A 23,870-nucleotide genomic window follows, 5' to 3' on the forward strand; every position below is an offset into this window, starting at 1 on the left:
GCGACCCGCCCCACCGGTCCCACCGCCGCGAGAGCCATAGACGGCGCCGCCGTGTACGCCGCGACCGCCATCGATAGCGCCCCCGCGAGCGCCGAGACCGCCGTCGACGGTGCCGCCGCGCTCACCGCCCCACACGCCGCCTCGACCGCCGCGCACGCCATCGGGGGCACCGCCCCGCACGCCGCCGCGCACGCAGCCCCGCACGCCCCCGCGAGCGCCGAGAACGCCGTCGACGGTGCCGCCGCGCTCACCGCCCCACACGCCGCCTCGACCGCCGCGCACGCCATCGGGGGCGCCGCCGCGCACGCCGCCGTAGGCGCCGTCGAGATCTGGCCGCGCGAACGCGCTGTGGCCCGGCTCACCCAGCTCACGCTCGGCCTGCTGCTCTACGGCGTCAGCGAGGCGATGATGCTCGCGCCGGGCGTCGGGGTGGATCCGTGGGACGTCTTCCACACCGGCCTGTCCCGGATCACCGGCGTCGCCGTCGGCACGGTGCTGATCGTCGTCGGTGCGCTGGTGCTGCTGCTCTGGATCCCGTTCCGTCAGCGGCCCGGCATCGGCACGGTCGCCAACGTGGTCCTGATCGGGGCCGTCGTGGACCTCATCCTGCCGGCGGTCCCCGTCCCGCACGCGCTCGTGCTGCGCTGGGCGCTGTTCGTGTCAGGGGTCGTGCTCAACGCCGTCGCCACCGGCATGTACATCGGAGCCGGCCTCGGCCCCGGCCCGCGCGACGGCCTGACCACCGCGCTCGCCGCCCGCGGCCGCTCGATCCGCGTCGTGCGCACCGGCATCGAACTCTCGGTGCTCGCCGTCGGCTGGCTGCTCGGCGGCAACGTCGGGATCGGCACCGTCGTCTACGCCGTCGCCATCGGGCCCCTGGTCCACGTGACGATTCCGCGGTTCCGTCTGCCCGTCGCGAAAAAGGCCTGACTACGAACCCTTAAGACGGCCCCGGAAGCGCAACGGGTTTCCGGGGCACCTTATTCTCGGCTACGCTCGCGTTCATAACTAGTTGCGGCCGTAACTAGTTTCGATCGAACTAGTTGCGCTGCATCAATGCTGGTAGGAGTCATGTAGCCGCAGCGTTTCAAAAGGGGCACCGAAAGGCGTCGGATCGGCGAAGGCCGTCACTCTTCTGCATTAAAGCGGCGGGGCGAAGCCGAAAATCAGCCCATAACTTTCTCCGCGTGACTACGCGACCACTCCCGCGAACCCCGAATCTGCCCCTCCGTCGCGCGCGGCAGTCGATGCGGCTGAGCCAGGCTCAGTTCGCCGAGGCGATCCGCGCCGCCGGCAATGCGATCGGGGCGCCGAACCACTGCACCAAGCGGCTCGTGCAGAAGTGGGAGACCGGTGAACACGCCGCCTGCAGGCCCGATTACCTCAGGGTCCTGCAGGCGGTCACCGGGCTCTCGGCGCGTGAACTGGGCTTCCGCGTCCTGCCCGACGAAGCCGGACTGGCCGCGCTGGCCGCGCCCGGCTCGGTCGCCGCGACGGTCGCGGACGGCTCCGCGAACCACCTCGCCGCCACCAGGGTCGGCGCGATGTTCGCGATGTCCGGGCTCACCGAGTATTCGGCGAACGGCTCGATCGAGAGCTCCATGGACCGGTTGCGGTACGCGCTCGACCACCCCTCCACCGTCGACGCGCGCACCGCCGAACTCGTCGAGGCCTCCACCTCGAGACTCTTCGACCTGCAGCACCACAGCCCGTCCCGGCTGCTCGCCCCGACCGTGGACCGGCACATCGGGACCGTGACCTCGCTGCTCACCGCGGCTCGGCACGAGTCCGTGCGCCGCCGGCTGATGCTGAGCGCCGGACGCAGCGCGCTGCTGGCCGGCTGGCTGGCCTTCGACCGCGCGGACACCGCGTCCGCGCACCGGTACTGGGACACCGCGATCGGCGCGGCCGAGGGCACCGTCGACGCGCAGCTGCTCGCCGCGAGCCTGACGTGCCTGTCGTACTCGGCGGCCAGGCGCGGCGACCCGGCCACCGCCTGGCAGCTCTCTCACACGGCCGCTCAGCACGCTCTGGCCGACCGCCGCGCCGCCGCGTGGGCCACGTCCCGCGCCGCGCTCCACGCCGCCGCGCTCGGCGAATTCGACGCCGCCCGCGCCGCCATGGACCGGGCCCAAGAGTTGGGCGCCGACCTGCCGAGCCCGCGCCCGGGCGACGGCGGCTCGCCGTGGACGCGCTTCTTCGGCCGCGCCCGGCTGCTCTCCAGCACAGCGCACGTCGCCGCTCTCACCGGCGACAAGTACGCCGCCGAGTACGCAGTCCAGGCCGTCGACGCCCTCGGCCCCGCCCGGGTCAAGGGCCGCGCCGTCGTCCTCGCCGAGTGCGCCCTGGTAGCCGCCGTGACCGGCGAACTCGAGCGCTGCCTCGACCACGGCGCCGCCGCCGCTGCCCTGACCCGCGAGATGGACGTCAGCCTGGCCGCCGACCTGCTCTACGCGGTCGTCCCGCTGGTCCTGCCGTACTCCGACACGCGCGCCATCCGCGAACTGCTCCCGCACCTCACGCGCCTGATCCGCCCGATCGACCGGGAGGACATCGATCGGAAGGACGTGACTGCGCCGGAGGAGGGGGAGGGTTGATCGGTGTGGTCGGCTTGGCACGACCACGAAGAAGGACACGGTCAACGCCGCTCTCCGCGAAGTGGCCAATCGCTCTCAGCGCATGGCGGCGTTCCGTCGACTCGCGGCCCGCTCGACCGATGAGCAGGATGCGGCGGACTACTTCGCGCGGCGCAAGGCGGCAAAGGGCGTCCGGTGACCGCGACGTTCCTGCTCGACGCATCCGCGAAACCGAGATCAGATGGGTCCCGCGGGGGCTGACGGTGCTTCACGACGATCGCGACTATGAGGCGGTCGCGCGGGTGCTGCCCGAGGCCGGACAGCACCGCATCACGTCCGTCGGCTGACGCTCGGCCGGTCAGCCGCCGTAGCCGGTCAGCCGCCTCAGTCGCGCAGCGAGCCCATCCACTGCTCGATGCCGGCGACGGTGCGCGGCAGCGCGGCCGAGAGGTTCTCGTTGCCGTCCGCGGTGACCAGGATGTCGTCCTCGATCCGCACGCCCACGCCGCGATACTCCTCCGGCACCGTCAGGTCGTCGAGCTGGAAGTACAGGCCCGGCTCGACGGTCAGGATCATGCCGGGCACGAGCTGCGCGTCGACGTAGTCCTCGGTGCGGGCGTCGGCGCAGTCGTGCACGTCGAGGCCGAGCATGTGGCCGGTGCCGTGCAGCGTGTAGCGGCGCTGCAGGCCCAGCTCGATGACGCGCTCCGCCGGGCCTTCGAGCAGGCCCCACTCGACGAGCCGCTCGGCCAGCACGCGCTGCGAAGCCTCGTGGAAGTCGCGGAAGCGGGCGCCCGGGCGGACGGCCGCGATGCCGGCCTCCTGCGCGTCGTACACGGCCTCGTAGATCTTCTTCTGCAGCTCGGAGAACCGGCCGTCGATCGGCAGCGTGCGGGTGACGTCGGCCGTGTACAGCGTGTCCGTCTCCACGCCGGCGTCCAGCAGCAGCAGCTCGCCCGGGCGGACGGCGCCGTCGTTGCGCACCCAGTGCAGGGTGGTCGCGTGCGGGCCGGCCGCGCAGATCGAGCCGTAGCCGACATCGTTGCCCTCGACCCGGGCACGACGGTAGAACGTGCCCTCGATCCAGCGCTCCGAGGTCGCGATCGCCTGGCCCAGCTCGCGCACCACGTCGGTGAAGCCGGTGGCGGTCGCGGCGCACGCGCGGCGCATCTGCTCGATCTCCCACTCGTCCTTCACCAGGCGCATGCCGTGGAGGAAGACCTTCAGCTCCTCGTCGAGCTCGGCCGCGGCCCGCTCGTCCCGGCCGGAGGCCAGGTCCACCACGGCGTCGAGCTGCTCGTCGTGGCCGCGCAGGATGCGGGTGACGACGCCCTGGTCGGCGACGATCGCCTCGGCCAGCTGCTCGGCCGCCTGCCGCGAGTCGCGGGTGGCCAGGCCCAGGATCGCCGCGGCCTCCGTCAGGGAATTGCGACGGCCCACCCACAGCTCGCCGTAGCCGCTGAGCCAGAACTCGCCGTCCTCGCGGTTCGAGCGCGGCAGCAGGTAGATCGCCGCCTCGTGCCCGCCGTCTGCCTTCGGCTCCAGGATCAGCACGCTGTTCTCGGTCTGATCGCCGGTCAGGTAGACGTAGTCGCAGCTGGCGCGGAACGGGTAGTCGGTGTCGTTCGAGCGGACCTTCAGGTTGCCGGACGGGATGACCAGCCGGTCGCCCGGGAACGCCGCGGACAGCGCCTTGCGCCGCTTCGCCGCATACGGCGACTGAGCCGACGGCTCGAGCCCGTCCCGCTCGGTGTCGGCCCAGCCGGAGCGCATGCTCGCGCCCAGCTCCTCGCTGATCTCCCCGTACAGGCCGTTCTTGCGCCCGGAACGGACCGGCTGCTCGCGGTCCCCCGTCTCCGCCGCCGTCTCCGCTGCCGCCGCCGTCTCCGCCGTCTGCTCGACCCGCTCTGTCACTACCCACGCCCTTCCTCGACCGTTACGGGGCACAGCGTAGCCGCTCCCGGACGCGCCCGATAGACCGGCCGTCCGGTGGGCCTTACAGCGGGCCGAACAGCCAGTTCCCGACGTCCGCCGGGTCGTTCGACGCGTAGAAGGCCTGCGCGGCGGCGGCCACCTCCGGACGGCTGAGCACCCCGTCGTCGTCCGAGTCGAGCAGGTCGAAGGCCTCGACCGTGTCCTGCGCGCCGACGCCGTACGAATGCATCCACTTGGTGAACTCGCTCAGGTCGATCACGCCGTTGCCGTCGGCGTCCACCATCTCGAAGATGAGCTCCACCGGGTCGTGCGCGGGCGGCAGCGGCTGCTCGCGCATCAGCCGCTCGCAGCCGTCCATGAACTGGCTGAGCGAGATCCGGCCCTCGCCGTCCGAGTCCATCAGGCCCCGCAGCTGCTCCCACAGCTCGAGGTAGGCGTGGTGGACCCGTTCGTACTCCGGCGTGCCAGGAAGGTGCCCGAACGCCGCGCACAGCCGCAAGGTGACGAGGTCGTAGTCCCGTTGCGAGAGGTACCCGTTGCCGTCGGTGTCGAGCAGCGCGAACCGCAGCTGGAGCTTGCGGCGCTGGAGTGCGGTGAGCATGCGTCCATTGCAACGCGCCGGGCCCCGGGGCGCATCCCGAGGCCCGGCGGGCTTGAAAAGTGGTGAATGCGCTCCTCACCCGGTGTACGCGTCGAAGATCTTCGTGAAGTCGAGCGCGCTCTGCGAGATCTCCGAGCAGGACGGCAGCCCGGAGGCCGAGCCGCCGCACGGCTGGTCCCGGTCCACCGACCAGAAGGCGAGCCGGCCGAGGTGCGCCGAATCCGCCCAGGTGACCAGCGTTTGCGCGTCGGCCTCCGAGAAGACCTCGGCCGAGTTGTCGTTCTGGCCGATCATCGGGGTGACGCCGATGTTCGCGTAGGTGTCGCCCGGCCAGTCCGCCTGCACCTGGGTCAGCGTGCTCTCGGCGGCCTCGACGGCCTCCTGGCCCATGTCGCCGGTGAACGACGAGCCGTAGTCCATCGCCATCACGTTGACCAGGTCGATGCGGACGTTGTCCTGCTTGGCCAGCGCGAGGAAGGCCACGCCGTCCGCCGCCAGGCCGGTCGGCAGCACGGGCAGCGTCACCGACACGACGAGGTTCGGATTCGCCGCCTCGAGCGCGGCGATCGCCTGGAAGCGCAGGTTGTTGTCCGCCGTGTAGTCGAGCGGGGCGCCTTCGATGTCGAAGTCGATGTGCGTCACACCCAGGTGGGTGATCACGGACTGGTACGCCGCCTGGAGGGCGGACTCGGTCGTGCACGCCATCGCGAGCTCGGTGCCGCCCGCGCCGCCGAACGACACGATCGGCGTCGCGCCGTCCGCCTTCGCGGTGGCGATCTCCTGGTCCATCGCCGGGTCGTCGGTGACCGGGAGCGTGTCGCCCCAGATCGGCGAGCACCCGGAGGAGATCACGAAGGCCGCCGTGTACGAGGTGAGCCCCGCCTTGGCGGCGGAATTCAGCATCGGCTCCTGGTTGTTCGACATGTCCACGTACGGTGCGACCTTGCCGACCGGGCCGCCGCCCGCCGTGCCGGTCCCGGTGGCCGTCGCGCTCGCGGACGCGGACGCGGACGCGGTGGCGGTGGACGTGGCGGTCGCCGTACCCGTCGACGACGTGCTCGGGCTGCCGGTCGAGGTGGTACCGGCAGTCAGCGAGAAGTCGTCGGCGTAGTACTCGGGCTGCGCGTACCAGCCGTGGATGTAGACCGTCAGCGAGGTCTGCGACGCCCCCGTCGTGATCGACATCGAGAGCTGCTGCCAGCTCGTCGCCGACGGCGTCCACGTGTCGCTGCCGCCGGTGTCGCCGAGGTAGACGTAGGAACCCTCGACGTACGCCGAGAGCGTGTACGTCGTGTTCGCCTGGACGGTGACCGTCTGCGTGCACTGAGCGTCGTCGGACGAGGTGGGTGTTCCGGCGAGCGCGTACGAGCCGGAGTGCGCGGGACTGCCGACGACGCTCGCCGTCCCCGGATCGCACGTCCAGCCCGACAGGCTCCCCGACTCGAAGCCGGCGTTGCTCAGCAGATTGGCGGCGGCCGCGGACGCGGCGCCGGTGGACAGGTACAGAGCCGCCGGAACGACGAGCGCCGCGGCGGCGGCCCCCACCCCCAGCCGCACAGACCGCCGGGGGCGCTGCCGGTCGGTGGTGCGGGTGCGGGTGTGAGCGTAAGTGTGGGTGTGGGTGTGGTCGGGGGCGGTGTGAATGCGCGGGTGCCTGTTCCGAGCGGACGTGCGTGTCCATCTCTGCATGCTGCTGATCGCACTCCTTCGTGCCGGATCGTGCAGGTGGGTGTGCAAGGGATCGCGCGGGTGCGCGAGCGCGCGGTGCCGAGGGCCGTGGGTGGTCTAGTCCTCTGCATATGGTCTAGTCCAATCTGCCGACGCTGGCAAGATGCCGCGCGCGTCCGGATTGCGATCTTCGGCCGGGGATGTTGACCTTGACTGGGACCCGGCAGGGAAGGGATGCGGATGACCGAGTCGGACGCGGACGAGGTGAGCACCGGCGAGTTCGCCAGGCTCAGCCGGCTCTCGCCCAAGGCGCTGCGCCTGTACGACCACGCCGGCGTGCTCGAACCGAGCCGGGTGGACCCGGTGACCGGCGCCCGCCACTACCTGCGCGGCCAGCTCGAGCGCGCGTACCTCGTCTCGTCGCTGCGCCAGGTGGGTATCCCGCTCACCGAGATCAAGACCGCCCTCGACGAGGAGGGCTCGCTCGGCGCCGACCGCATCGCAGCCTTCTGGGCCGAGGCCGAGGCAGAGCACGCCGCCCGCCGACGCCTCGTCGGCTCACTCACCGAGCGCCTGCGCGGCAACGTGTCCGCCGCCACCTCCATGGCCTACGCGGTCTCCACCCGGTCGCTCCCGGACCGCAGCGTCCTGGCGCAGACGAGGCACCTGCACATCGACGAGCAGACCGCCGTGCGCGAGGAGTTCGTCGGCAACCTCCGCCACGCCGGAATCAAGCCCCTGCCCGGCGTGGCCGGCGCGCCCTTCATCATCTACTACGGCGACGTCAGCGCCGACAGCGATGGGCCGATCGAGTGGTGCTGGCCCGTCCCCGAAGACCGCGCGCCCGAACTCGCCAAGCGCTTCCCCGACCTCACCCTGCGCACCGACCCGGCGCATCAGGAAGCGTACGTCCACTACGGAGCCACCACGCTCCTGCACGCCGCCCGCATCGTCCTCGCGGCCCAAAGCCTCCTCGCGTGGTCCCGCGACCAGGACCGCCAGACCGTCGGCCCGCTCCGCCTCGTCTACCTCGAGTCGCAGGGGGAGGGGTCGGTCCCGGACTGCGACGTGGCGGTGCCGTTGAGGTAGGGGAGAGGGCCGCTCTGCCGGCCCCGCACCGGATCTCGCGCTACGGCAGCGCCAACTCGAACCAGACGCTCTTCCCGCCGCTCGTCCGCCGCGTTCCCCAGCGCTGCGACAGGGCCTTGACGAGGTGGAGCCCGCGGCCGCCGTCGTCGTCCTGGTCCGCGGCGCGCAGCTGCGGGGTCTCGTCGGAGGTGTCGTAGACCTCGCAGAGCAGCGCGTTGTCGCGCAGGAGACGGACGCTGATCGGGCCGTTGGTGTAGAGCAGCGCGTTCGTGACCAGCTCGCTTGCGAGCAGCTCCGCGGTCTCCTCGAGCTGGCTCAGCCCCCAGCCGTGGAGGGTGCTGCGGACGTTCTTGCGGGCGCGGGCGACGGCCGGGAGCTCGGGCTCCACGGTCCACTGGGCTGTGGCGGTGGACGGGATGCCGCGGACTCTCGCGATGACGAGCGCTGCGTCGTCCATGGTGCGGTCGCCGCGCAGGCCGGAGATGACCGTGTCGGCGATGGCCTCCAGCGGCAGGGTCGCGTCCTTGATCTCGCGGACGAGGTCCTGCATGCCGTCGTCGATGTCGCGGCCCGGCGCCCTGCTCTCGACGAGGCCGTCGGTGCACAGGACGAGCAGGCTCTCGTCCTCGAACTCGATGTCCTTGCTCTCGAACGTGTGCCCGCCGACGCCGAGCGGGACGCCCGGCGGCAGGTCGATGATGGTGGTCTCGCCGTCGGGGGTGACCATGAGGGGCGGGATGTGGCCAGCGCGCGCTATGCGGCAGATGCGGGTCGCCGGGTCGTAGACCGCCACGAGGCACGTCGCGAACAGTATCTCGCCGTCGCCGAGGCCGTCGGCGAGCTCGTCGAGGTTGCGGAGCACCTCGGCGGGCTGCAGGTCCAGCGCCGCGAGCGTCCGGGTCGCGGTGCGCAGCTGGCCCATGACGGCGGCGGCGCGGATTCCGTGGCCCATGACGTCGCCCACGACCATGGCGACGCGGCCGCCGCGCAGGCCGATGACGTCGTACCAGTCGCCGCCGACGCCGGTCAGGTCGCTGGCGGGAAGGTAGCGGTGCGCCACGTCGACGCCGGTGTGGTCGCCGGAGTCGGCCGGCAGCAGCGCTCGCTGCAGCATCAGGGCCGTGTTGCGCTCGTGGCTGTAGAGCCGCGCGTTGTCCACGCACAGGGCCGCGCGGGCGGCGAACTCCTCGCCGAGCACGGCCTCGCCGCCGGAGAACGGCCTGCGGTCCGAGCCGCGGGCGAACATCGCGATGCCGAGGACGGCGCCGCGCGCGACGAGCGGGACCACGAGCATGCAGTTGCCCACGAGGTGCGGGGCGGGGGACGGGTCCATCCCGGGCCACAGCTTCTGCGCCGCGGCGAGGTCCAGCGAGCTGAGGGTGCGCGGCCTGCCGGTGCGCAGCACCTGGCCGAACACCGTGTTCGGCGCGTGCAGCACGGTCGCGTCCTCGGGCAGCATCGCCTCGAGCGCGGGGTCCTGCGCCTTCACGGCGACCCGGCGCACCCGGATCTCGTCGCCCTCCAGCCACGGCGGCGGCAGCTCGAACTCGTCGACGACCGACTCCATCAGCACCACGGACGCCGTGTCGGCGAAGCGCGGGACGGCGACGTTCAGCAGCTCCTGCGCGGTGTGCGCCATGTCCAGCGTGGTGCCGATCATGGTGTTCGCCTCGGTGAGCAGCTGCACCCGGCGCATCATCGCGACCGAGGCCGCGTGCTCCTGGAACTGGCCGATGGCGGCGAGCGCGGCCTCGGCGGTGCCGAGCGGCGCGGGGCGCGCGGCCGGCACGGACTGGCCGACCCGGTCGGTCACCACGATCAGCGCGCCGGGACGGCCGCGCCGGTCCTGGATCGGCTGCCAGCCGCACTCGACCGGGTGAACGAGCCCGTCGGCGTCCAGCAGCGGCAGCGAGCCCGACCAGCTGCGCCCGGCCAGCACGGTGCCGAGCAGCTCGTCCAGCGACGCGCGGTCTTCGGGCCGCACCATCAGGGTACGCATACGGCGGCCGCAGGCCCGGCCGGCCGAGAGCCCGAACAGCGCCTGCGCGCCCCGGCTCCAGCTGGTGATCCTGCCGTCCGTGCCGACGGTCAGGGTCGCCGGCCACGGCCGCTGCGGCGCGGCGGGGGTCTGTTCACCCCCGAACGCCCTGCTCCAGGGTGTTGCCCCCATCTCGAGCTCGCTCTCGTTCGTCCAGGTGGGCGGTCGGAAGTATATCGTCCTGTCAGGGCCGTGAATCAAGACAGGGCGCGGAAATAGCGCTCGGCCGCACACGCCGGGTGACGATCTGGGTCACTTCCTCGCCCTACCCGTTCCCCACACTCCCCACCCGTACCCGCCGGGGGCGCACGGGAGCGAACAGGGGTGCTATCGAACGGAGAAACGATCGTCCCCGCGCCGCCGAACCGGGCGGGCGGGGACGAATCGGCGGATTCCGCTGCCGGGCAACGGGATCCGGCGCGGCCCGGGAGTGGACCCGCGCCGGATCCGCTGTGGTCCCGGAGCCGTTTTCCAGGTCAGCTTTCGGCCGCGGGGACCTCGGCCTCGGCGACCGGTTCCGCCGCGTGCGCCGCCGGCGCGGCCGCGCCGGCGAGGGCCGGTTCACTCACTGATGTGCTGAGCGTGTCACTCGGGTACACGACCTCGTCGTGGATCGCGAGGTCGCCGGTCTCGAGTTGCTCGTCGGTCAGCCGCAGCTTGACGAACAGGCCGACGAACTTGAGGATCAGGAAGGTGCACAGCGCGGTCCAGCCGATGACCGTGAGGGCCGCGCCCGCCTGCACCTCGAGCTGGTGCCAGGTGTGCGAGCCGTAGAGCAGCCCGGTGACCGAGACCGCCGAGGACTTCGAGTCGCCGGCCAGGTAGACCAGCACGTTCGGGTCGGCGAAGATCCCCACCAGAAGACCGCCGCAGAGCCCTGCGATGCCGTGCGTGTAGACGACGCCCAGGGTGTCGTCCACCTTGGCGAAGAACCACTTCTTGGACAGCTTGTACCAGCTCAGCCACACGACCACCGAGGTGATCGCGCCCACCGCGATCGCGCCGAGGCCGTTGAGGTAGCCGGCGGACGGGGTGATGGTGACCAGGCCGACGATCATGCCGTTGATCGCGCCGAGCAGCGTCGGCTTCTTGGCGGGGCTGAAGAACAGGTCCATCAGCAGCCAGGTCATCAGCGCCACCGCGGTGGCCAGGTTCGTGTTGACCACGGCCAGGGCCGCGTCCGCGCCGGCGAAGTACGGGTCGCCGCCGTTGAACCCGTTCCAGCCCAGCCACAGGATGCCCGCGCCGGTCGCGCACAGCAGCAGGTTGTTCGGGGCGCCGTGCTCGCGGTCCTTCTTCAGCCGCGGCCCGATCACCGCCGCCGCCACGAAGCCCGCGGTGCCCGCCGACAGGTGGATGACGTACCCGCCGGAGTAGTCCACCGCGCCCATGCCGGCCCAGAAGCCGCCGCCCCACAGCATGAAGGCGTCGACCGTGTAGACGATCGTGGTCCACAGCGGCACCACGATGAGCCAGGCCTTGAAGCTCATCCGCCCGATCACCGAGCCGAGCCACAGCAGCGGGGTGATGGCGGCGAAGACGAACTGGAAGTAGAACAGCGCCGATTCGGAGAAGTTGAAGGGCGGCATCAGCCCGGACAGCAGCGGAATCGAGGCCTGCGATTCCTGTCCGGCGCCGAGCGAGGTTCTCGGCACGCCCACGAAACCGCTGCCGGAGCCGGCCACCGTGGTCTTGATCCACGGGCTGCCGAAGCCCATGTTGAACGCCCACAGCGCCCAGACGATCAACACCAGCGAGAACGCGCTGAAGGCCATCAACATGGTGTTGACGGCCCATTTCTTCTGGACCAGCCCGCCGTAGAGCACCGCCAGGCCGGGCAGGCTCATCAACCCGACCAGGGTGGCCGCGGTCAGCTGCCAGGCGGCGTCCCCCGAGGAGTACCCGGTGGTCGGATAGGGGATGTAAGTCAGGTGCACTGTGCGCTCCGTTCGTCAATGCTGCGTGAACGTGCAAGGTGCGGTTGATCGCGCGGAATACCCCTGTGCGGCAATGGATTACGGGATATTGCGCGCACCTTGACAGTGCGCCGTGACACGGCGATAGCGGATCTGTTTCGCGAATGCTACGAACGGCGCATGGCTACAGGTGGACGCCCACGGCCTGGGAACCGCCCGGCGACCGCGCCGGAATATCAGCCCTCGGATTCGGCCTGCGCGTAGAGCGCGCCGACCCAGTCGCCGAAGTAGACGGAGTAGGACACGTCCGGGACGTCGCCGCCGGCCTCGTAGCCGCCGATCACCCCGACGACCGTGCCGAGGTCCGTGGTCGAGTCCACGTCCTGCAGGAACGGGCCGCCGCTGGTGCCGCCGGGGTAGTCGTCGCAGTCGAACTGCAGCTGCGGGGTGGTCAGCGAGGGGTCGCTGAACTCCGAGGTGTAGTTCGTGCAGTCCACCGGCTCCTCGGTGGACTCCGGGTAGCCGATGACCCGGGTCAGGCCCGTGTAGCCGGGGCTCAGGCCGAGGTCGTCGCCGCCGACCACGTCCTGGATCTTGGTCTCCGAGCCCTCCTGGTGCACGACCAGGAACGCCACGTCGTAGTTCGGGTCGCTGGTGGCCGCCCACTGCGGCGGCACGATGACCGCCGACGGGATCCACACGCCGTACGGGTCCTCGCCGTCGTGGTAGCCGGGCACGAAGGCGATGTCGGTGTAGACGCCGGAGGAGTCGTACACGCAGTGCGCCGCCGTCACGACGATGTCGCCCTCGGGGCTGTTGACCACGCTGCCGGTGCAGTAGTGGCCCTGGCCGGAGATCGAGCCGTCCGAGGTGCTGAACATCGCCCCCACCTGTGGCAAGCCGCCGAAGGCGACGCCGGCGAGCGGGCTGGAGACCGTCATCGGGGTGCCGGCGGCCGCGCTGTAGGCCTCCTTGGCCGCCGCGCTGCCCGACCCGGACCCGGTCGCGTTCGCGGTCGGGTTCGGCACGGCGCTGCCGGAGCCGAGCGCGCCGGCCGCGGCGCCGGAGCCGCGCGGGGCGGTCGCGGAGGCGGAGTTCAGCCGGGAGGTCCAGTAGGAGCCCGCGGCGGACGCGTCGGAGGACGGGATCGGGATGACGCCGCCGTTCGCGTACGCGGTGTTCCGGTGGCCGAGCACGGTGGGCCACAGGATCCCGGCGCCGAGCGCGACCACCCCTGCGCCCGCGACCGCGAGGCCGACGGACCGCCGCCGCGCCCGCTCCCGCCCTGCTCGAACCATGAAATCCGATCCCACCGGTGAGGTACTGGCCGTCGTCCGGATGCCGGACGGACACGACCCGGCCATGATCTCCCCAAACCGGGTGCCCGCGCCAGCGCGCGGGCACCCGGGAGCGGGAAGGCCTTAACCGAATCTTAGATGTCCCTGGCCGCCCGGATCGACTCCTTGAGCGAGGACATCGTCGCCAGCACCGCCGAGGGCTCGTAGCCGCAGTGCGCCATGCAGTTCGCGCAGCGCGGATCCTTGCCCCGGCCGAACTTGTCCCAGTCGGTGGTCTCGATCAGCTCCTTGTAGGTGCTCACGTAGCCGTCGTTGAGCAGGTAGCAGGGCCGCTGCCAGCCGAAGAGCGAGTACGACGGGATGCCCCAGGGGGTGCACTCGAAGTCCCGCTTGCCCTCCAGGAAGTCCAGGAACAGTGCCGAGTGGTTGAAGCGCCACTTCTGCCGGCGGCCGTCCGCGAAGGCCTTCTTGAACAGCTCCCGGGTCTGCGTGACGCCGAGGAAGTGCTCCTGGTCCGGCGCCTTCTCGTAGGCGTACGCCGGGGAGATCATCAGGTTGTCGACCTTGAGGTCGTCGTTCAGGTAGTCCAGCACCTCGATCACGGACTGGGCCGTGTCGGTGTTGAAGAAGGTCGTGTTCGTGTTGACCTTGAACCCGGCCTCCTTGGCCAGCCGGATCGCCTCGACCGCGCCCTCGAAGCCGCCCTCCTTGCTCACCGCCCGGTCGTGCGCCTCCTTCAGGCCGTCGATGTGCACGACCCAGGCGAAGTACGGCGAGGGCTTGAACTTGTGCAGGTGCCGCTTGAGCAGCAGCCCGTTCGTGCACAGGTAGACGAACTTCTTCTTGGCGATCAGTTGGTTGACGATCTCGTCGATCTGCGGGTGCATCAGCGGCTCGCCGCCCGCGATCGAGACCATCGGCGCGCCCGACTCCACGATGGCGCCGACGGCCTGCTCGACCGGCATGCGCTGCTTGAGGACGTTGGCCGGGTGCTGGATCTTGCCGCAGCCGGCGCAGGCCAGGTTGCACGCGAAGAGCGGTTCGAGCTCGACGATCAGCGGGAACTTCTTGACGCCCTTGATCTTCTGCTTGAACAGATAGGCGCCCAGCCTCGCGGTCTGCCGCAACGGAATGGACATGGTTCCCCTCTCAGGCTTTCTTCGTCGGCAGTGCGGGCATCGCCGGCAGGGTGAAGCGGTAGGTCTCCTCGGTGCCCGCGGGCTCCTCGCGGCGGATCGGGCCGAGCGCGGCGAGCGCCGCGACCACCTCCTCCACCAGCGCGGGCGGCGCGGACGCGCCGGCCGTCAGGCCGACCGTTCCCGCGCCGGCCAGCCACGCGGGATCGACCTGGTCGGCGCCGTCCACCAGGTGGGCGGCGGCTCCCGCGCGCTCGGCCACCTCGACCAGGCGCAGCGAGTTCGAGGAGTTCGCCGAGCCGACCACCAGCACCACGTCGGCGCCCGCGGCCACGTCGCGGATCGCGCGCTGCCGGTTCGTCGTCGCGTAGCAGATGTCCGAACTCGGCGGCTCCCCGATGCCGGGGAACGTCTCCCGCAGCGCCTTCACGACGTGCTCGGCCTCGTCCTCGGCCAGGGTGGTCTGCATCAGGTAGGCGACCCGGTCGGGGTCGGGCACCTCGAGCGCCTTGACCTCCTCCGGGCTCTCCACCAGATGGATGCGCGGAGAACGCGGGTCCGGGTCCTCGCCCATCAGACCCTCTGATTCGTCGTGGTTCGGGTGCCCGATGAACACGACGCTGTTCCCGTCGCGCAGCGCCCTGCGCGCCTCGGAGTGCACCTTGGCCACCAGCGGGCACGTGGCGTCGACCACGGCCAGCGCCCTGGCCTCGGCCTCCAGCCGCACCGACGGGGCCACGCCGTGCGCCGAGAGCACCACCGGCACGCCGTCCGGAACCTCGCTCAGCTCCTCGACGAAGATCGCGCCGCGCCGCTCCAGGTCGGCCACGACGAACGTGTTGTGCACGATCTGCCTGCGCACATACACCGGCGGCCCGTAGGTCTCCAGCGCCTGCTCGACGATCTCGATGGCCCGCTCCACGCCGGCGCAGAACGAACGCGGCGAGGCGAGCACGACCCGGCGCGAGGGGTGTGCCGCGGCGGCCCAGGACTCGATCGCCGCGACGAGCTTCGCCAGGGTCTTGAGGGCGGCACGGCCGCGGCCCGGCGTCGCCGGGTGCACGAGCCCCGCCGACGCGTCGTCGACCACGACCCTGACCGCCGCGAACGGCGAGTCGGTGAGCGTGCCGAGCACCGAGCCCTCCATGTCCACCGAGAGGTAGCCCTCGGCGGCCAGGGCCCTGCGGCGCTTGCCGTGCACGACGCGGTCCGTGGTCACCGTCGGGCCGAGGTGCACCCTCGTGCCCGGCAGCACCCGCCGCAGCGCCGCGGCGAGCAGCGGGGCGGCGGGGGAGTGGACCACGGCGCCGTCCGGGCCGTGGATCTCGCTGGAGACCACGACGTCGCCCGCGCGCACCTGCGACGGCAGCCCGCCGGCCACGCCCGCGAGCACCACCGGCGCGCCGTCCCGCGGCAGCACCCGGGCCGCGCGCGCGGCCCGCATGCCCACCGTGACGACGCTGGTCTCCAGGCCGGCGCCGCGGCGCAGCGCCCGCGCCTCGATGCCGAGCGCGGCGGCCACCGTCACTGGGGCGCTCCGCAACGCTTCGCCGGCGCCGGGCCGGGCGTTCGCGACTGTGCTCATTGATTCGCTCATGTGCTTTCCACAACGTCGTAATCGGCGGTGTGCGCAGCCACGCTGTAAAAGTCTACGGCGCGGCCGAGCGCGGTCAGCGGAAAGACAAGCCGGTAGAGGTGGTAGTTGATGTAGAAGTCGCCGGGGAACCCGGTGCCGGTGAACAGGTCCTCGTCCCAGGTTCCGTCAGGGCGCTGAGTCTCCGCCAGGTAGAGCACGCCGCGGTCGATCGCCGCGCGCAGCTCCGGGGTCACGGCTGACGGAGTCTCGGCGACCGACAGCAGCGCGAGCAGCGCCCATGCGGTCTGCGAGGCGGTGGAGTCGCCGCGGCCGATCCACGCGGGATCGACGTACGAGCGCAAATCCTCGCCCCAGCCGCCGTCGAGGTTCTGATGCCCGATCACCCACGCCGTCGCGCGGCGCAGCGCCGGGTGCGAGGGCGCGATGCCCGCCGCGGTCAGCGCGGGCACCACCGCCCCGGTGCCGTACACGTGGTTGGCGCCCCAGCGGCCGAACCAGGAGCCGTCCTGCTCCTGGTGGTCAAGCAGCCAGCGGACGCCGCGCAGCGCGGCGGGAGAGTGGCCCTTGCCGAGCGCCGCGTACGCCTCGACGATGTGCGCGGTCACGTCGGCTGACGGCGGGTCGATCACCGCGCCGAAGTCGCAGAACGGCAGCTTGTTGATGAGCGTGCGGGTGTTGTCCGCGTCGAACGCGCCCCAGCCGCCGTCCTTGGACTGCATCCCCTCGACCCAGGCGAGACCGCGGTCCATCGCGGCCCGGATCCTGCGCTCGCGCACCGGCTCCCCGTCGGGGTTGCGGGCCCGCATCAGCGCCAGCAGGATCTCGGCCGTGTCGTCGGTGTCCGGGTAGCCGTCGTTGGCGAACTCGAACGCCCAGCCGCCGGGGGCCAGCGCGGGCCGGCGCACCGACCAGTCGCCCTTGACGGTGATCTCCTCGCCGAGCAGCCAGTCGATGCCGCTCGCGTACGCCGCGTCCTGCGGGCCGCTGCCCGAGTCGGCGAGCGCGACGAGCGAGAGCGCGGTGTCCCACACCGGGGACTGGCAGGCTTCCAGCCGCCGCGTCGGGCCCTGCGCGGTCTCCTCGCGCACCACGAAGCCGTCCAGGCCGGCGATCCCGGCGCGGATCACGGGGTGGTCCATCGGATAGCCCATCAGGTGCAGGGCCATCAGGGAGTAGACCCAGGGCGGCTGGATCCCGCCCCAGCAGCCGTCCGCCTCCTGCCGGGCGATGATCCACTCGGCGGCCTGGCGCAGCGCCGCACGGCGCACCACCGGGATCCGCCGCTTCTCGTACCGGTGCAGCCAGCGGTCGAGGCCGCGGAAGAACGTCGAGATCCGATCCTCGTCCGGGGCCGGTCCCGGGACGAGGCCGGTGCGCAGCTCGTCCACCCCGAACGGCAGCGGACGGCTCGGCTTGTAGTGCCAGACGATCGTCAGCGGCACCACGGTCTGCCGGGCCCAGCAGGCCCAGTCGTAGACGTTCAGCGGGACCTGCCGGGGCAGGAAGATCAGCTCGGGCGGCATGGCCGGCAGGTCGTCCCAGCTCCACAGCCCGAACAGGGCCAGCCAGATCCGGGTGAACACCCGGGTCGCCTCGAGCCCGCCGTTCGCCCTGATCCACTCGGCCGCCCCGGCCATGTGCGCGTCCTTAGGCCGGTCGCCCGCCAGCCGCAGCGCCACGTACGCCTCGACCGTGGTGGACAGCTCGGCCGGGCCGCCGTGGAAGGTGGCCCAGGTTCCGTCGGCCCGTTGCTGGGATCGGATCCACCGGGCCGTCTGCTCGACGGTCCGTGGGTCCGAGATGCCCAGGAACTCGCGCAGCAGCAGGTCCTCGGCGTCCATCGTCACATTGGTCGCCAGCTCCCCCTTCCACCAGCCGGCCGGGTCCTGCAGCGCGAGCAGATGCCCGCGCGCGGACTCGGCGGCTCGGGATGCGGCCTCGGGTGGGCCCGGGGGGCGGCCGGTCGAGACCGGCCGTTCCGCGATCGCAGTCATGTCAGCGTGCCTCCTCGGCACGCCCCTTACCACGTCCTTGAGAGGAGAAACCTGGTGACTTCGGCGAGATCGGCGAGCGCGCTGGGCGGCGGGGCCAAGCGGTCCAATCGGGCTAGGGACTCGCGTGTGTGCAGGTCGGCGCGTTCCCGGCTCCACGCACGCCCCCCGGCGCGCTCCACCAGATCCGCCGCGCGGACGAGATCGGCGGCGCTCAGCTCGCCCGGCTGCGCGAGCACCGCGCGCAGCTCCCCGGACGCCTCGGAGCCCGCCGACAGGGCCGCCACGACCGGCGCGGAGCGCTTGCGCGCGGCGAGGTCCGCGGCGACCGGCTTACCGGTGGTGTCGGTCTCGCCCCAGATGCCCAGCATGTCGTCGACGAGCTGGAAGGCCATGCCGAGATGATGGCCGTACTCGGCGAGCAGCCGGACCTTCTCCGGGCCCGCGCCGTACGCCTGGGCCCCCAGGCTCGCGCTCGCGGACAGCAGGCTCGCGGTCTTGCCCTGCTCCATCAGCAGGCACTGCTCCACCGTCGCCGACTCGTTCCCGGCCAGCTCCAGGTCCTCGCTCTGACCCGCGATCAGCTCCTGCACCATCGCGCCGAGTGCCGGGACCGCGGACGGGCTGCGCTCGGCCAGCACCTCGAAGGCCAGGGTCTGCAGCGCGCAGCCGGCCAGCAGCGTCTGGTTCTCGCCGAACACGGTCCACGCGGTCGGCCGGTGCCGCCGGGTGCGGTCGCCGTCCATGATGTCGTCGTGCAGCAGCGAGAAGTTGTGGATCAGCTCCACGGCCACCGCCGCGTCGATCACCGCTGGCTCGTCCCCGGCGGCGCCCGCCGCGCGGGCGCCGAGCACGGCCAGGGCCGGGCGCAGCGCCTTGCCGCCGGAGCCGTGCGGGTCCGGCCGGCCCTGCGCGTCCTGCCAGCCGAAGTGATAGCGGGCGATGCCGCGCATCCGGGGGTGCAGCCCTTCGAGCCGGCGCTCGATCTCCGGGTCGACCAGCTTTTTCGTCTCGGTGAGGATCTCCGCCGCCGTGCGCTCCGCAGTATCCGCCTGCGTCTCAGTCAAGCCCGTGCTCCATTCCGGTGCGCGTGTACCGACACAAAGTGTTCTTGCGCAGCACGCGCCGCGCTAATCCCGCTGCGCACCGCGCTCTCCATCGTGTCCGGCCAGCCCGTCGCGGTCCACGCGCCGGCCAGGTACAGCCCAGGGACCGCGGTGACCGGCCCCGGGCGCAGCGCCGCGCTGCCGCTGGCCTGCCGGAACGTCGCCTGCTTCTCCCGGGTGACGAAGAACTCCTCGACGCTCGCGCCCCTCGCCTCGGGCAGCAGCTTCTTGAGTTCGTCCTCGAATAACGGACGCAGTTCGGCGACGGGGCGACCGATCAGCGCGTCCGCCGCCGAGACGGTGACCGCCACGTAGCGGCCCGCGCCGGGCAGCCCGGCGGCCGCGGTGCGGTCGAAGATCCACTGCGCCGGGGAGTCGACCCCGGCCAGGAACGGCCCGTCCAGCACCGGCCGGTCGTAGCGCACGTGCACGTTCATGATCGGGCTGTGGCCGAGCGCCGCGAACGGCCTCCGGACCCCGTCCGGCAGCAGTCCGGCGGCCGCGTCGTGCGGCACCGCGAGCACCACCGCGTCCGGGCGCAGCGTCAGCTCGCCCTCGTCGCGGGTGCGCAGCCGCACGGTCCGGTCGGCGTCCACGGAGAGCACTTTAGTCGCGTCACGAACATCCACGCCCTGCTTGACCAGGGCGGCGCGGGCCCGCGTGTCGTGGATCTCCCCGAGCGGGACCGCGGCGTAGCCCAGGTCGGAGCCGCTGTTGTCCTCGAGCAGCCCGGTGCGGAACACCTTGGCGGCCAGCGCGAGCGAGGCGGCATCCGGGTCGATGTTGAGGGTCGCGGTGCTGATCACGGACCACAGCCGGTCCACCGCCGACGCGGTCTGGCCGCGCTCGCGCAGGAACGGGCCGAAGCCCTTCGCGTCCACGGCCGGATCCGCCGGATCGGTGAACCGCAGCGCCAGCGCCGCCCGGCCGAGCCTGGCCCGGTCCTTCAGCGGCAGCAGCCCGTAGCCCGCGAGGCTGCCGGCCAGGTGCAGCGGCGCCGGGGCGCCGGTGCGCTTGAGCCGGGCCGTCGTGCCGTCCGGGGCGCGCAGCGGGATGTCCAGCCGCTCCTGCAGCACGGACAGCCCCGACTCCGGGCCCGCGTCCAGCCGCCCGAGCAGGCCGCGGTAGGCCGTGCAGCAGCGCAGGAAGACGTGCTGCCCGTTGTCGACCGTGAGCTCGCCCCGCTGGTACGACGTCGCCCGGCCGCCGAGCCGCGGCCGCGCCTCGGCGAGGGTGACCCGCCAGCCCCGCTCGGAGAGGATCAGCGCCGTCGTGATCCCGGCGAGCCCGCCGCCGACCACCAGCGCGTGCGGCGATTCGCCCGCCGCCGGCCCGGTCTCACCGGCCCCCGGGCCGCTCGCCGGCGGCCATTCCCCGTCCCGGTCCCGCTTCATCGGCCGCGCCGCAGGTCGGACAGCTCGGGACGCAGCGCGCGGGCCGCCACCGCCAGCTTCGTCCTGCCCGAGAGCGACAGGCGTCGGCCGAACGTCGCCTCCGGCTCGGCCGCGATCACCTTGAGCAGCTCGTGGTAGATCCCGGAGAGCGCCCCGCAGCAGCCGCGCGAGCGCCAGTCCAGCAGCGGGAGCAGTGCCAGGCCCTCGGCGTACAGCGCCTCGGCGCGGGCCGCCTCGTGCCGGATCACCGCGGCCAGCCTGCCGTCCTGCGGGTCCAGCGTGCCGTCCTGGCGGAGCCTCAGCTCGCAGCCGTACTCGTCGAGCGTCTTCTGCGGCAGGTACACGCGCCCGCCCTGCAGGTCCTCGCGCACGTCGCGCAGGATGTTGGTCAGCTGCAGCGCGAGGCCCAGCTTGTCCGCCAGCTCCTCGGTCGCCTTCGCCTCGTCGGTGTGCAGCGAGGGCGGGTTGAACACGCCGAGCGAGAGCCGGCCGATCGAGCCGGCCACGTTGCGGCAGTAGACCGCGAGCTCGTCCCAGGACGCGTAGGCGGTGCCGACCTGGTCCATCTCGCAGCCGTCGACGAGCTCGCCGAACGCGCCGAGGTCGATCGGATAGCGCCGCGCCGAGTCGGCCAGCGCCACCAGCACCGGGTCCTCCGGGAAGCGCTCCGGATGCTCGGCCTGCCGTCTGGTCTCCGCCAGTCCGGCGATCTTCTGATCATGCGGTAGGTCCCCGTCCCCGATGTCGTCCACCCGCCGCGCGAAGGCGTAGATCGCGGACAGCGCCCGGCGCTTGGGCCCGGGCAGCAATCTGATGCCGTAGGAGAAGTTCTTCGCCTGGCTGCCGACGATCCGCTCACACAGTGCATATGCGGCCGCGAGTTCTGTACTGCTGGTCACCCGGGCATCCTACGCCGTGCGATTCCCCCCGCCGCGGCTCCGGGCAAGTGTGATCGGCGGCGTTGCGCTTTTCGTCCGCCGAACGGTCGTGCGATGGGCCGGGCCCGGTTCCGGTCCGCGAGCGGCTCAGCGCCGGCGGCCCGCGACCACGCCCAGCGCCGCCCGCAGCACGCCCTTCTTGTCGGTCGACGGGGCGCCCGCGAGCACGTCGTAGTCGATCTTCCGCAGCGCGGTCAGCGCCGCCCGGCCGCCCGCCACGTAGCCGATCACCGCGGGCCTGGCCCAGCCGCGCAGCCGCCGGGTCAGCGGCACGCCCTTGGAGAGCATCACCGCGGCCCGGCCCGCCTCCCAGCGCAGCAGGGCCCTGAGGTCCTCGTCCGCGTGCCCGGCGTCCAGTTCGTCCTCGCGCACGCCGAAGGCGATCAAGTCCTCGTTCGGCAGGTAGATCCGGCCGTTGCCGCGGTCCTCGGCCACGTCCTGGATGTGCTCGACGATCTGCAGCCCGGTGCACACCGCGTCCGACTCGGCGACGTTCTGCGGCGTCGCCTGGCCGGCGAGGTGCAGCACCACCCGGCCGACCGGGTTGGCCGAGAGCCGGCAGTACGACACCAGCTCGGCGAACGTCGCGTACCGCAGCTTGACCTGGTCCATCAGGTTCGCCGCGACGAGGTCGTGGAACGGCTCCACCGGCACCCGGCCGTCCGCGACGAACCGGGCGAGCCCGCGCACCGGGTCGAGCCGGGGCGTGCCGCCCGAGCCGAGCCGGCCGAGGTCGGCGTCCACCTCGGTCAGCGCCGCGGTCCGGTCGCCGGTCAGCTCGTCGCCGAGGTCGTCCACGTACCGCGCGAAGACGTAGAACGCCGCGAGGTCCTCGCGCACCGCCTTCGGCAGCACGCGCATCGCGACCGGGAAGTTCTCGGCGGAGGCCTGCTCGGCGGCCCGGACGGCGAAGTACGCCGGGTCGCCGGTGTCTCCGGTCACGCGGGACGCCGCGGGTTCTATCGTCACTGCTTCCTCTTCATTGAGGCCGGACGTTACTGCATCGTCTGAGGGCGCAACGGGGCGGGCCACGGCCTACCCCCGCTTGACGGCCTGCGTGACCAGCGTGCGCCCGAAGTCCCACATCAGGCCGGTTCCCTTGTGGGCGTCGCGCATCACGTCGTCGAAGGCGTCGAGGAAACGTTCCACCTCCGGCTCGCCGATCGTCAAGGGCGGCAGCAGTTTGATGATGTCCACGTGGTCGCCGGAGACCTGGGTGAGGATGCGGTGCCGCTGGAACAGCGGGACCACCACCATCTGCGCGAACAGCCCCTTGCGCGCGGCCTGCAGGGTGTTCCAGCCCGCCTTGAGCTTGAGCGAGCGCGGCTTGCCGAATTCGAACCCGATCATCAGCCCGCGGCCGCGCACGTCGGTGAGCATCTCGAATTTCCCGATCCGCTCGGTGAGCTCCGAGAGCAGCAGCGCGCCCATCCGCTCCGCGTTCTCGATCAGCTCCTCGTCCTCGATGACCTGCAGCGTCGCCAGGCCGGCGACCATCGCCATCGCGTTGGAGCCGAAGGTCGAGTCGTGCACCAGGACCCGGTCCATCGAGGAGTAGACCTTCTCGAAGATCCAGTCCTTCGCGAGGGTCGCGCCCACCGGCACGAACCCGCCGGACAGCGCCTTGGCCACGGTCACGATGTCCGGCTGCACGTCCTCGTGCTCGTAGGCGAAGAACCTGCCGGTCCGGCCGATCCCGGTCTGCACCTCGTCGCAGATCAGCAGCGCGCCGTGGTCCTTGAGCAGGGAGTGCGCGGCGCTGAGGAACCCGGGCGGCGGCTCGAGCACGCCCTTGCCCTGGATCGTCTCGACCAGCAGAGCGGCCACGCCGCCCTTGCGCAGCTCCGCCTCCAGCGCCTCGAGGTCGCCGAGCGCGATCCGGGTGTCCGGCAGCAGCGGATCGAAGCCGTCCCGGAACTCCGCCGCCCCGTTCACCGACAGGGAACCCGTGGTCAGCCCGTGGAACGCGTGGTCGCAGTAGACGACGCGCGGCCTGCCGGTGGCGAAGCGCGCGAACTTCAGCGCCGCCTCGACGGCCTCGGTCCCGCTGTTGCCGAAGTAGACCCGGTCCAGGTGCGGCGCGCGCGCCAGCAGCTTTTCGGCGAGCAGCCCGGCGAGCAGCGGCGAGTCGAACTGGACGAGGTCGGCGAGGTCGGCGTCGAGGGCCTGGTGCAGCGCCGAGCGCACCACCGGGTGATTGCGGCCCACCCCGAACACTCCGAACCCGGAAAGGAAGTCGAGATAATCGCGGCCCTCGGCGTCGTACATATAAGCGCCCTCAGCGCGCGTATACGTCCGGTCGAAGCCGATCGCGTGCAGCATGCGCGGAAGTTGGGGATTGAGCATCCGGCCCTGGAGACGATGGCCTTCGCCGGCCCGCTCTTTCAACAGCTTTCCGAGATCGAATCCCTCGCCGAAACCGCCCGCAAGCTCGCTCATGAGCCCAACCTCCTCGCGCCCGTTACACCAGTGCGCCCCCTACCCACCCGGGGCCCGACGTAGACGGTCACGTTTGGGTATACCTTCTCGCGTCGGATCTGAGCAGATGGTAGCTATACCTGCGACGCGCCGGGGTGCCTTCGCGCTC

Annotated in this window: 17 protein-coding genes; 3 read left to right on the forward strand and 14 right to left on the reverse strand. The window is 71.9% G+C overall.

Annotated features, from left to right (window positions below; all coding sequences use genetic code 11):
• The first annotated feature begins 327 nt into the window (after positions 1-327).
• Positions 328-930 (forward strand): membrane protein YczE, encoded by a 603-nt coding sequence (yczE, locus tag KDK95_RS38205; protein ID WP_443612920.1) that lies wholly within the window; start codon positions 328-330, stop codon positions 928-930.
• A gap of 257 nt (positions 931-1,187) precedes the next feature.
• A complete protein-coding gene (locus KDK95_RS12425; protein ID WP_212518264.1) occupies positions 1,188-2,597 on the forward strand; it encodes a helix-turn-helix domain-containing protein in 1,410 nt (469 codons plus the stop codon).
• Between the two features lie 363 nt (positions 2,598-2,960).
• Here KDK95_RS12425 and KDK95_RS12430 read toward each other — a convergent pair whose 3' ends face one another.
• The 3 genes from KDK95_RS12430 to KDK95_RS12440 form a co-directional block, all read right to left on the reverse strand.
• A complete protein-coding gene (locus KDK95_RS12430; RefSeq protein ID WP_307844324.1) occupies positions 2,961-4,490 on the reverse strand; it encodes an aminopeptidase P family protein in 1,530 nt (509 codons plus the stop codon).
• 82 nt (positions 4,491-4,572) lie between these two features.
• Positions 4,573-5,112, reverse strand: a complete 540-nt coding sequence (locus KDK95_RS12435; protein ID WP_212518265.1) for an EF-hand domain-containing protein — start codon at positions 5,110-5,112, stop codon at positions 4,573-4,575.
• A 75-nt stretch (positions 5,113-5,187) separates the two neighbouring features.
• Positions 5,188-6,657, reverse strand: a complete 1,470-nt coding sequence (locus tag KDK95_RS12440; protein ID WP_212518266.1) for a carbohydrate binding domain-containing protein — start codon at positions 6,655-6,657, stop codon at positions 5,188-5,190.
• A 363-nt stretch (positions 6,658-7,020) separates the two neighbouring features.
• On the opposite strand from KDK95_RS12440, the gene KDK95_RS12445 reads away from it, so the two are divergent.
• Positions 7,021-7,869 (forward strand): MerR family transcriptional regulator, encoded by an 849-nt coding sequence (locus KDK95_RS12445; protein WP_212518267.1) that lies wholly within the window; start codon positions 7,021-7,023, stop codon positions 7,867-7,869.
• A 40-nt stretch (positions 7,870-7,909) separates the two neighbouring features.
• Here the strand turns inward: KDK95_RS12445 and KDK95_RS12450 are convergent, their stop codons facing one another.
• From KDK95_RS12450 to KDK95_RS12500, 11 genes are all read right to left on the reverse strand, one after another.
• A complete protein-coding gene (locus KDK95_RS12450; RefSeq protein WP_212518268.1) occupies positions 7,910-10,039 on the reverse strand; it encodes an ATP-binding SpoIIE family protein phosphatase in 2,130 nt (709 codons plus the stop codon).
• A 344-nt stretch (positions 10,040-10,383) separates the two neighbouring features.
• Positions 10,384-11,844, reverse strand: a complete 1,461-nt coding sequence (locus KDK95_RS12455) for an ammonium transporter (RefSeq protein ID WP_212518269.1) — start codon at positions 11,842-11,844, stop codon at positions 10,384-10,386.
• Between the two features lie 215 nt (positions 11,845-12,059).
• On the reverse strand, positions 12,060-13,121 hold the full coding sequence (locus tag KDK95_RS12460; RefSeq protein ID WP_212518270.1) for a trypsin-like serine peptidase: 1,062 nt from the start codon (positions 13,119-13,121) through the stop codon (positions 12,060-12,062).
• A 134-nt stretch (positions 13,122-13,255) separates the two neighbouring features.
• Positions 13,256-14,260, reverse strand: coding sequence for an adenosyl-hopene transferase HpnH (gene hpnH / locus KDK95_RS12465; RefSeq protein ID WP_212518271.1), 1,005 nt, complete (start codon positions 14,258-14,260; stop codon positions 13,256-13,258).
• A 10-nt stretch (positions 14,261-14,270) separates the two neighbouring features.
• Complete coding sequence (ispH, locus tag KDK95_RS12470) at positions 14,271-15,842, reverse strand: 4-hydroxy-3-methylbut-2-enyl diphosphate reductase (protein ID WP_212518272.1); 1,572 nt, start codon at positions 15,840-15,842, stop codon at positions 14,271-14,273.
• Between the two features lie 8 nt (positions 15,843-15,850).
• Complete coding sequence (gene shc / locus KDK95_RS12475; protein WP_212518273.1) at positions 15,851-17,848, reverse strand: squalene--hopene cyclase; 1,998 nt, start codon at positions 17,846-17,848, stop codon at positions 15,851-15,853.
• A 26-nt stretch (positions 17,849-17,874) separates the two neighbouring features.
• Positions 17,875-18,912, reverse strand: coding sequence for a polyprenyl synthetase family protein (locus tag KDK95_RS12480; RefSeq protein WP_212518274.1), 1,038 nt, complete (start codon positions 18,910-18,912; stop codon positions 17,875-17,877).
• Positions 18,909-20,345 (reverse strand): hydroxysqualene dehydroxylase HpnE, encoded by a 1,437-nt coding sequence (gene hpnE / locus KDK95_RS12485; protein WP_212518275.1) that lies wholly within the window; start codon positions 20,343-20,345, stop codon positions 18,909-18,911. The genes KDK95_RS12480 and hpnE overlap by 4 nt, the downstream gene beginning before the upstream one ends.
• Positions 20,342-21,244 carry a phytoene/squalene synthase family protein gene (locus KDK95_RS12490; protein ID WP_212518276.1) on the reverse strand — a complete coding sequence of 301 codons (903 nt, stop codon included), beginning with the start codon at positions 21,242-21,244 and terminating at the stop codon, positions 20,342-20,344. Before KDK95_RS12490 ends, hpnE begins: the two co-directional genes overlap by 4 nt.
• A gap of 126 nt (positions 21,245-21,370) precedes the next feature.
• Positions 21,371-22,252 (reverse strand): squalene synthase HpnC, encoded by an 882-nt coding sequence (hpnC, locus tag KDK95_RS12495; RefSeq protein ID WP_212518277.1) that lies wholly within the window; start codon positions 22,250-22,252, stop codon positions 21,371-21,373.
• A 66-nt stretch (positions 22,253-22,318) separates the two neighbouring features.
• A complete protein-coding gene (locus KDK95_RS12500) occupies positions 22,319-23,722 on the reverse strand; it encodes an aspartate aminotransferase family protein (protein WP_212518278.1) in 1,404 nt (467 codons plus the stop codon).
• Between the last annotated feature and the right edge of the window lie 148 nt (positions 23,723-23,870).

Source organism: Actinospica acidithermotolerans (assembly GCF_018139625.1).
GTDB lineage: Bacteria > Actinomycetota > Actinomycetes > Streptomycetales > Catenulisporaceae > Actinospica > Actinospica acidithermotolerans.

What these genes read in the sequence shown, in the direction of transcription:
- KDK95_RS12435 (WP_212518265.1), bottom strand. Translation starts at nt 5,112, where the DNA reads ATGCTCACCGCACTCCAGCGCCGCAAGCTCCAGCTGCGGTTCGCGCTG.
- KDK95_RS12445 (WP_212518267.1), top strand. Translation starts at nt 7,021, where the DNA reads ATGACCGAGTCGGACGCGGACGAGGTGAGCACCGGCGAGTTCGCCAGG.
- KDK95_RS12450 (WP_212518268.1), bottom strand. Translation starts at nt 10,039, where the DNA reads ATGGGGGCAACACCCTGGAGCAGGGCGTTCGGGGGTGAACAGACCCCC.
- KDK95_RS12460 (WP_212518270.1), bottom strand. Translation starts at nt 13,121, where the DNA reads ATGGTTCGAGCAGGGCGGGAGCGGGCGCGGCGGCGGTCCGTCGGCCTC.
- hpnH (WP_212518271.1), bottom strand. Translation starts at nt 14,260, where the DNA reads ATGTCCATTCCGTTGCGGCAGACCGCGAGGCTGGGCGCCTATCTGTTC.
- ispH (WP_212518272.1), bottom strand. Translation starts at nt 15,842, where the DNA reads ATGAGCACAGTCGCGAACGCCCGGCCCGGCGCCGGCGAAGCGTTGCGG.
- shc (WP_212518273.1), bottom strand. Translation starts at nt 17,848, where the DNA reads ATGACTGCGATCGCGGAACGGCCGGTCTCGACCGGCCGCCCCCCGGGC.
- hpnE (WP_212518275.1), bottom strand. Translation starts at nt 20,345, where the DNA reads ATGAAGCGGGACCGGGACGGGGAATGGCCGCCGGCGAGCGGCCCGGGG.
- KDK95_RS12500 (WP_212518278.1), bottom strand. Translation starts at nt 23,722, where the DNA reads ATGAGCGAGCTTGCGGGCGGTTTCGGCGAGGGATTCGATCTCGGAAAG.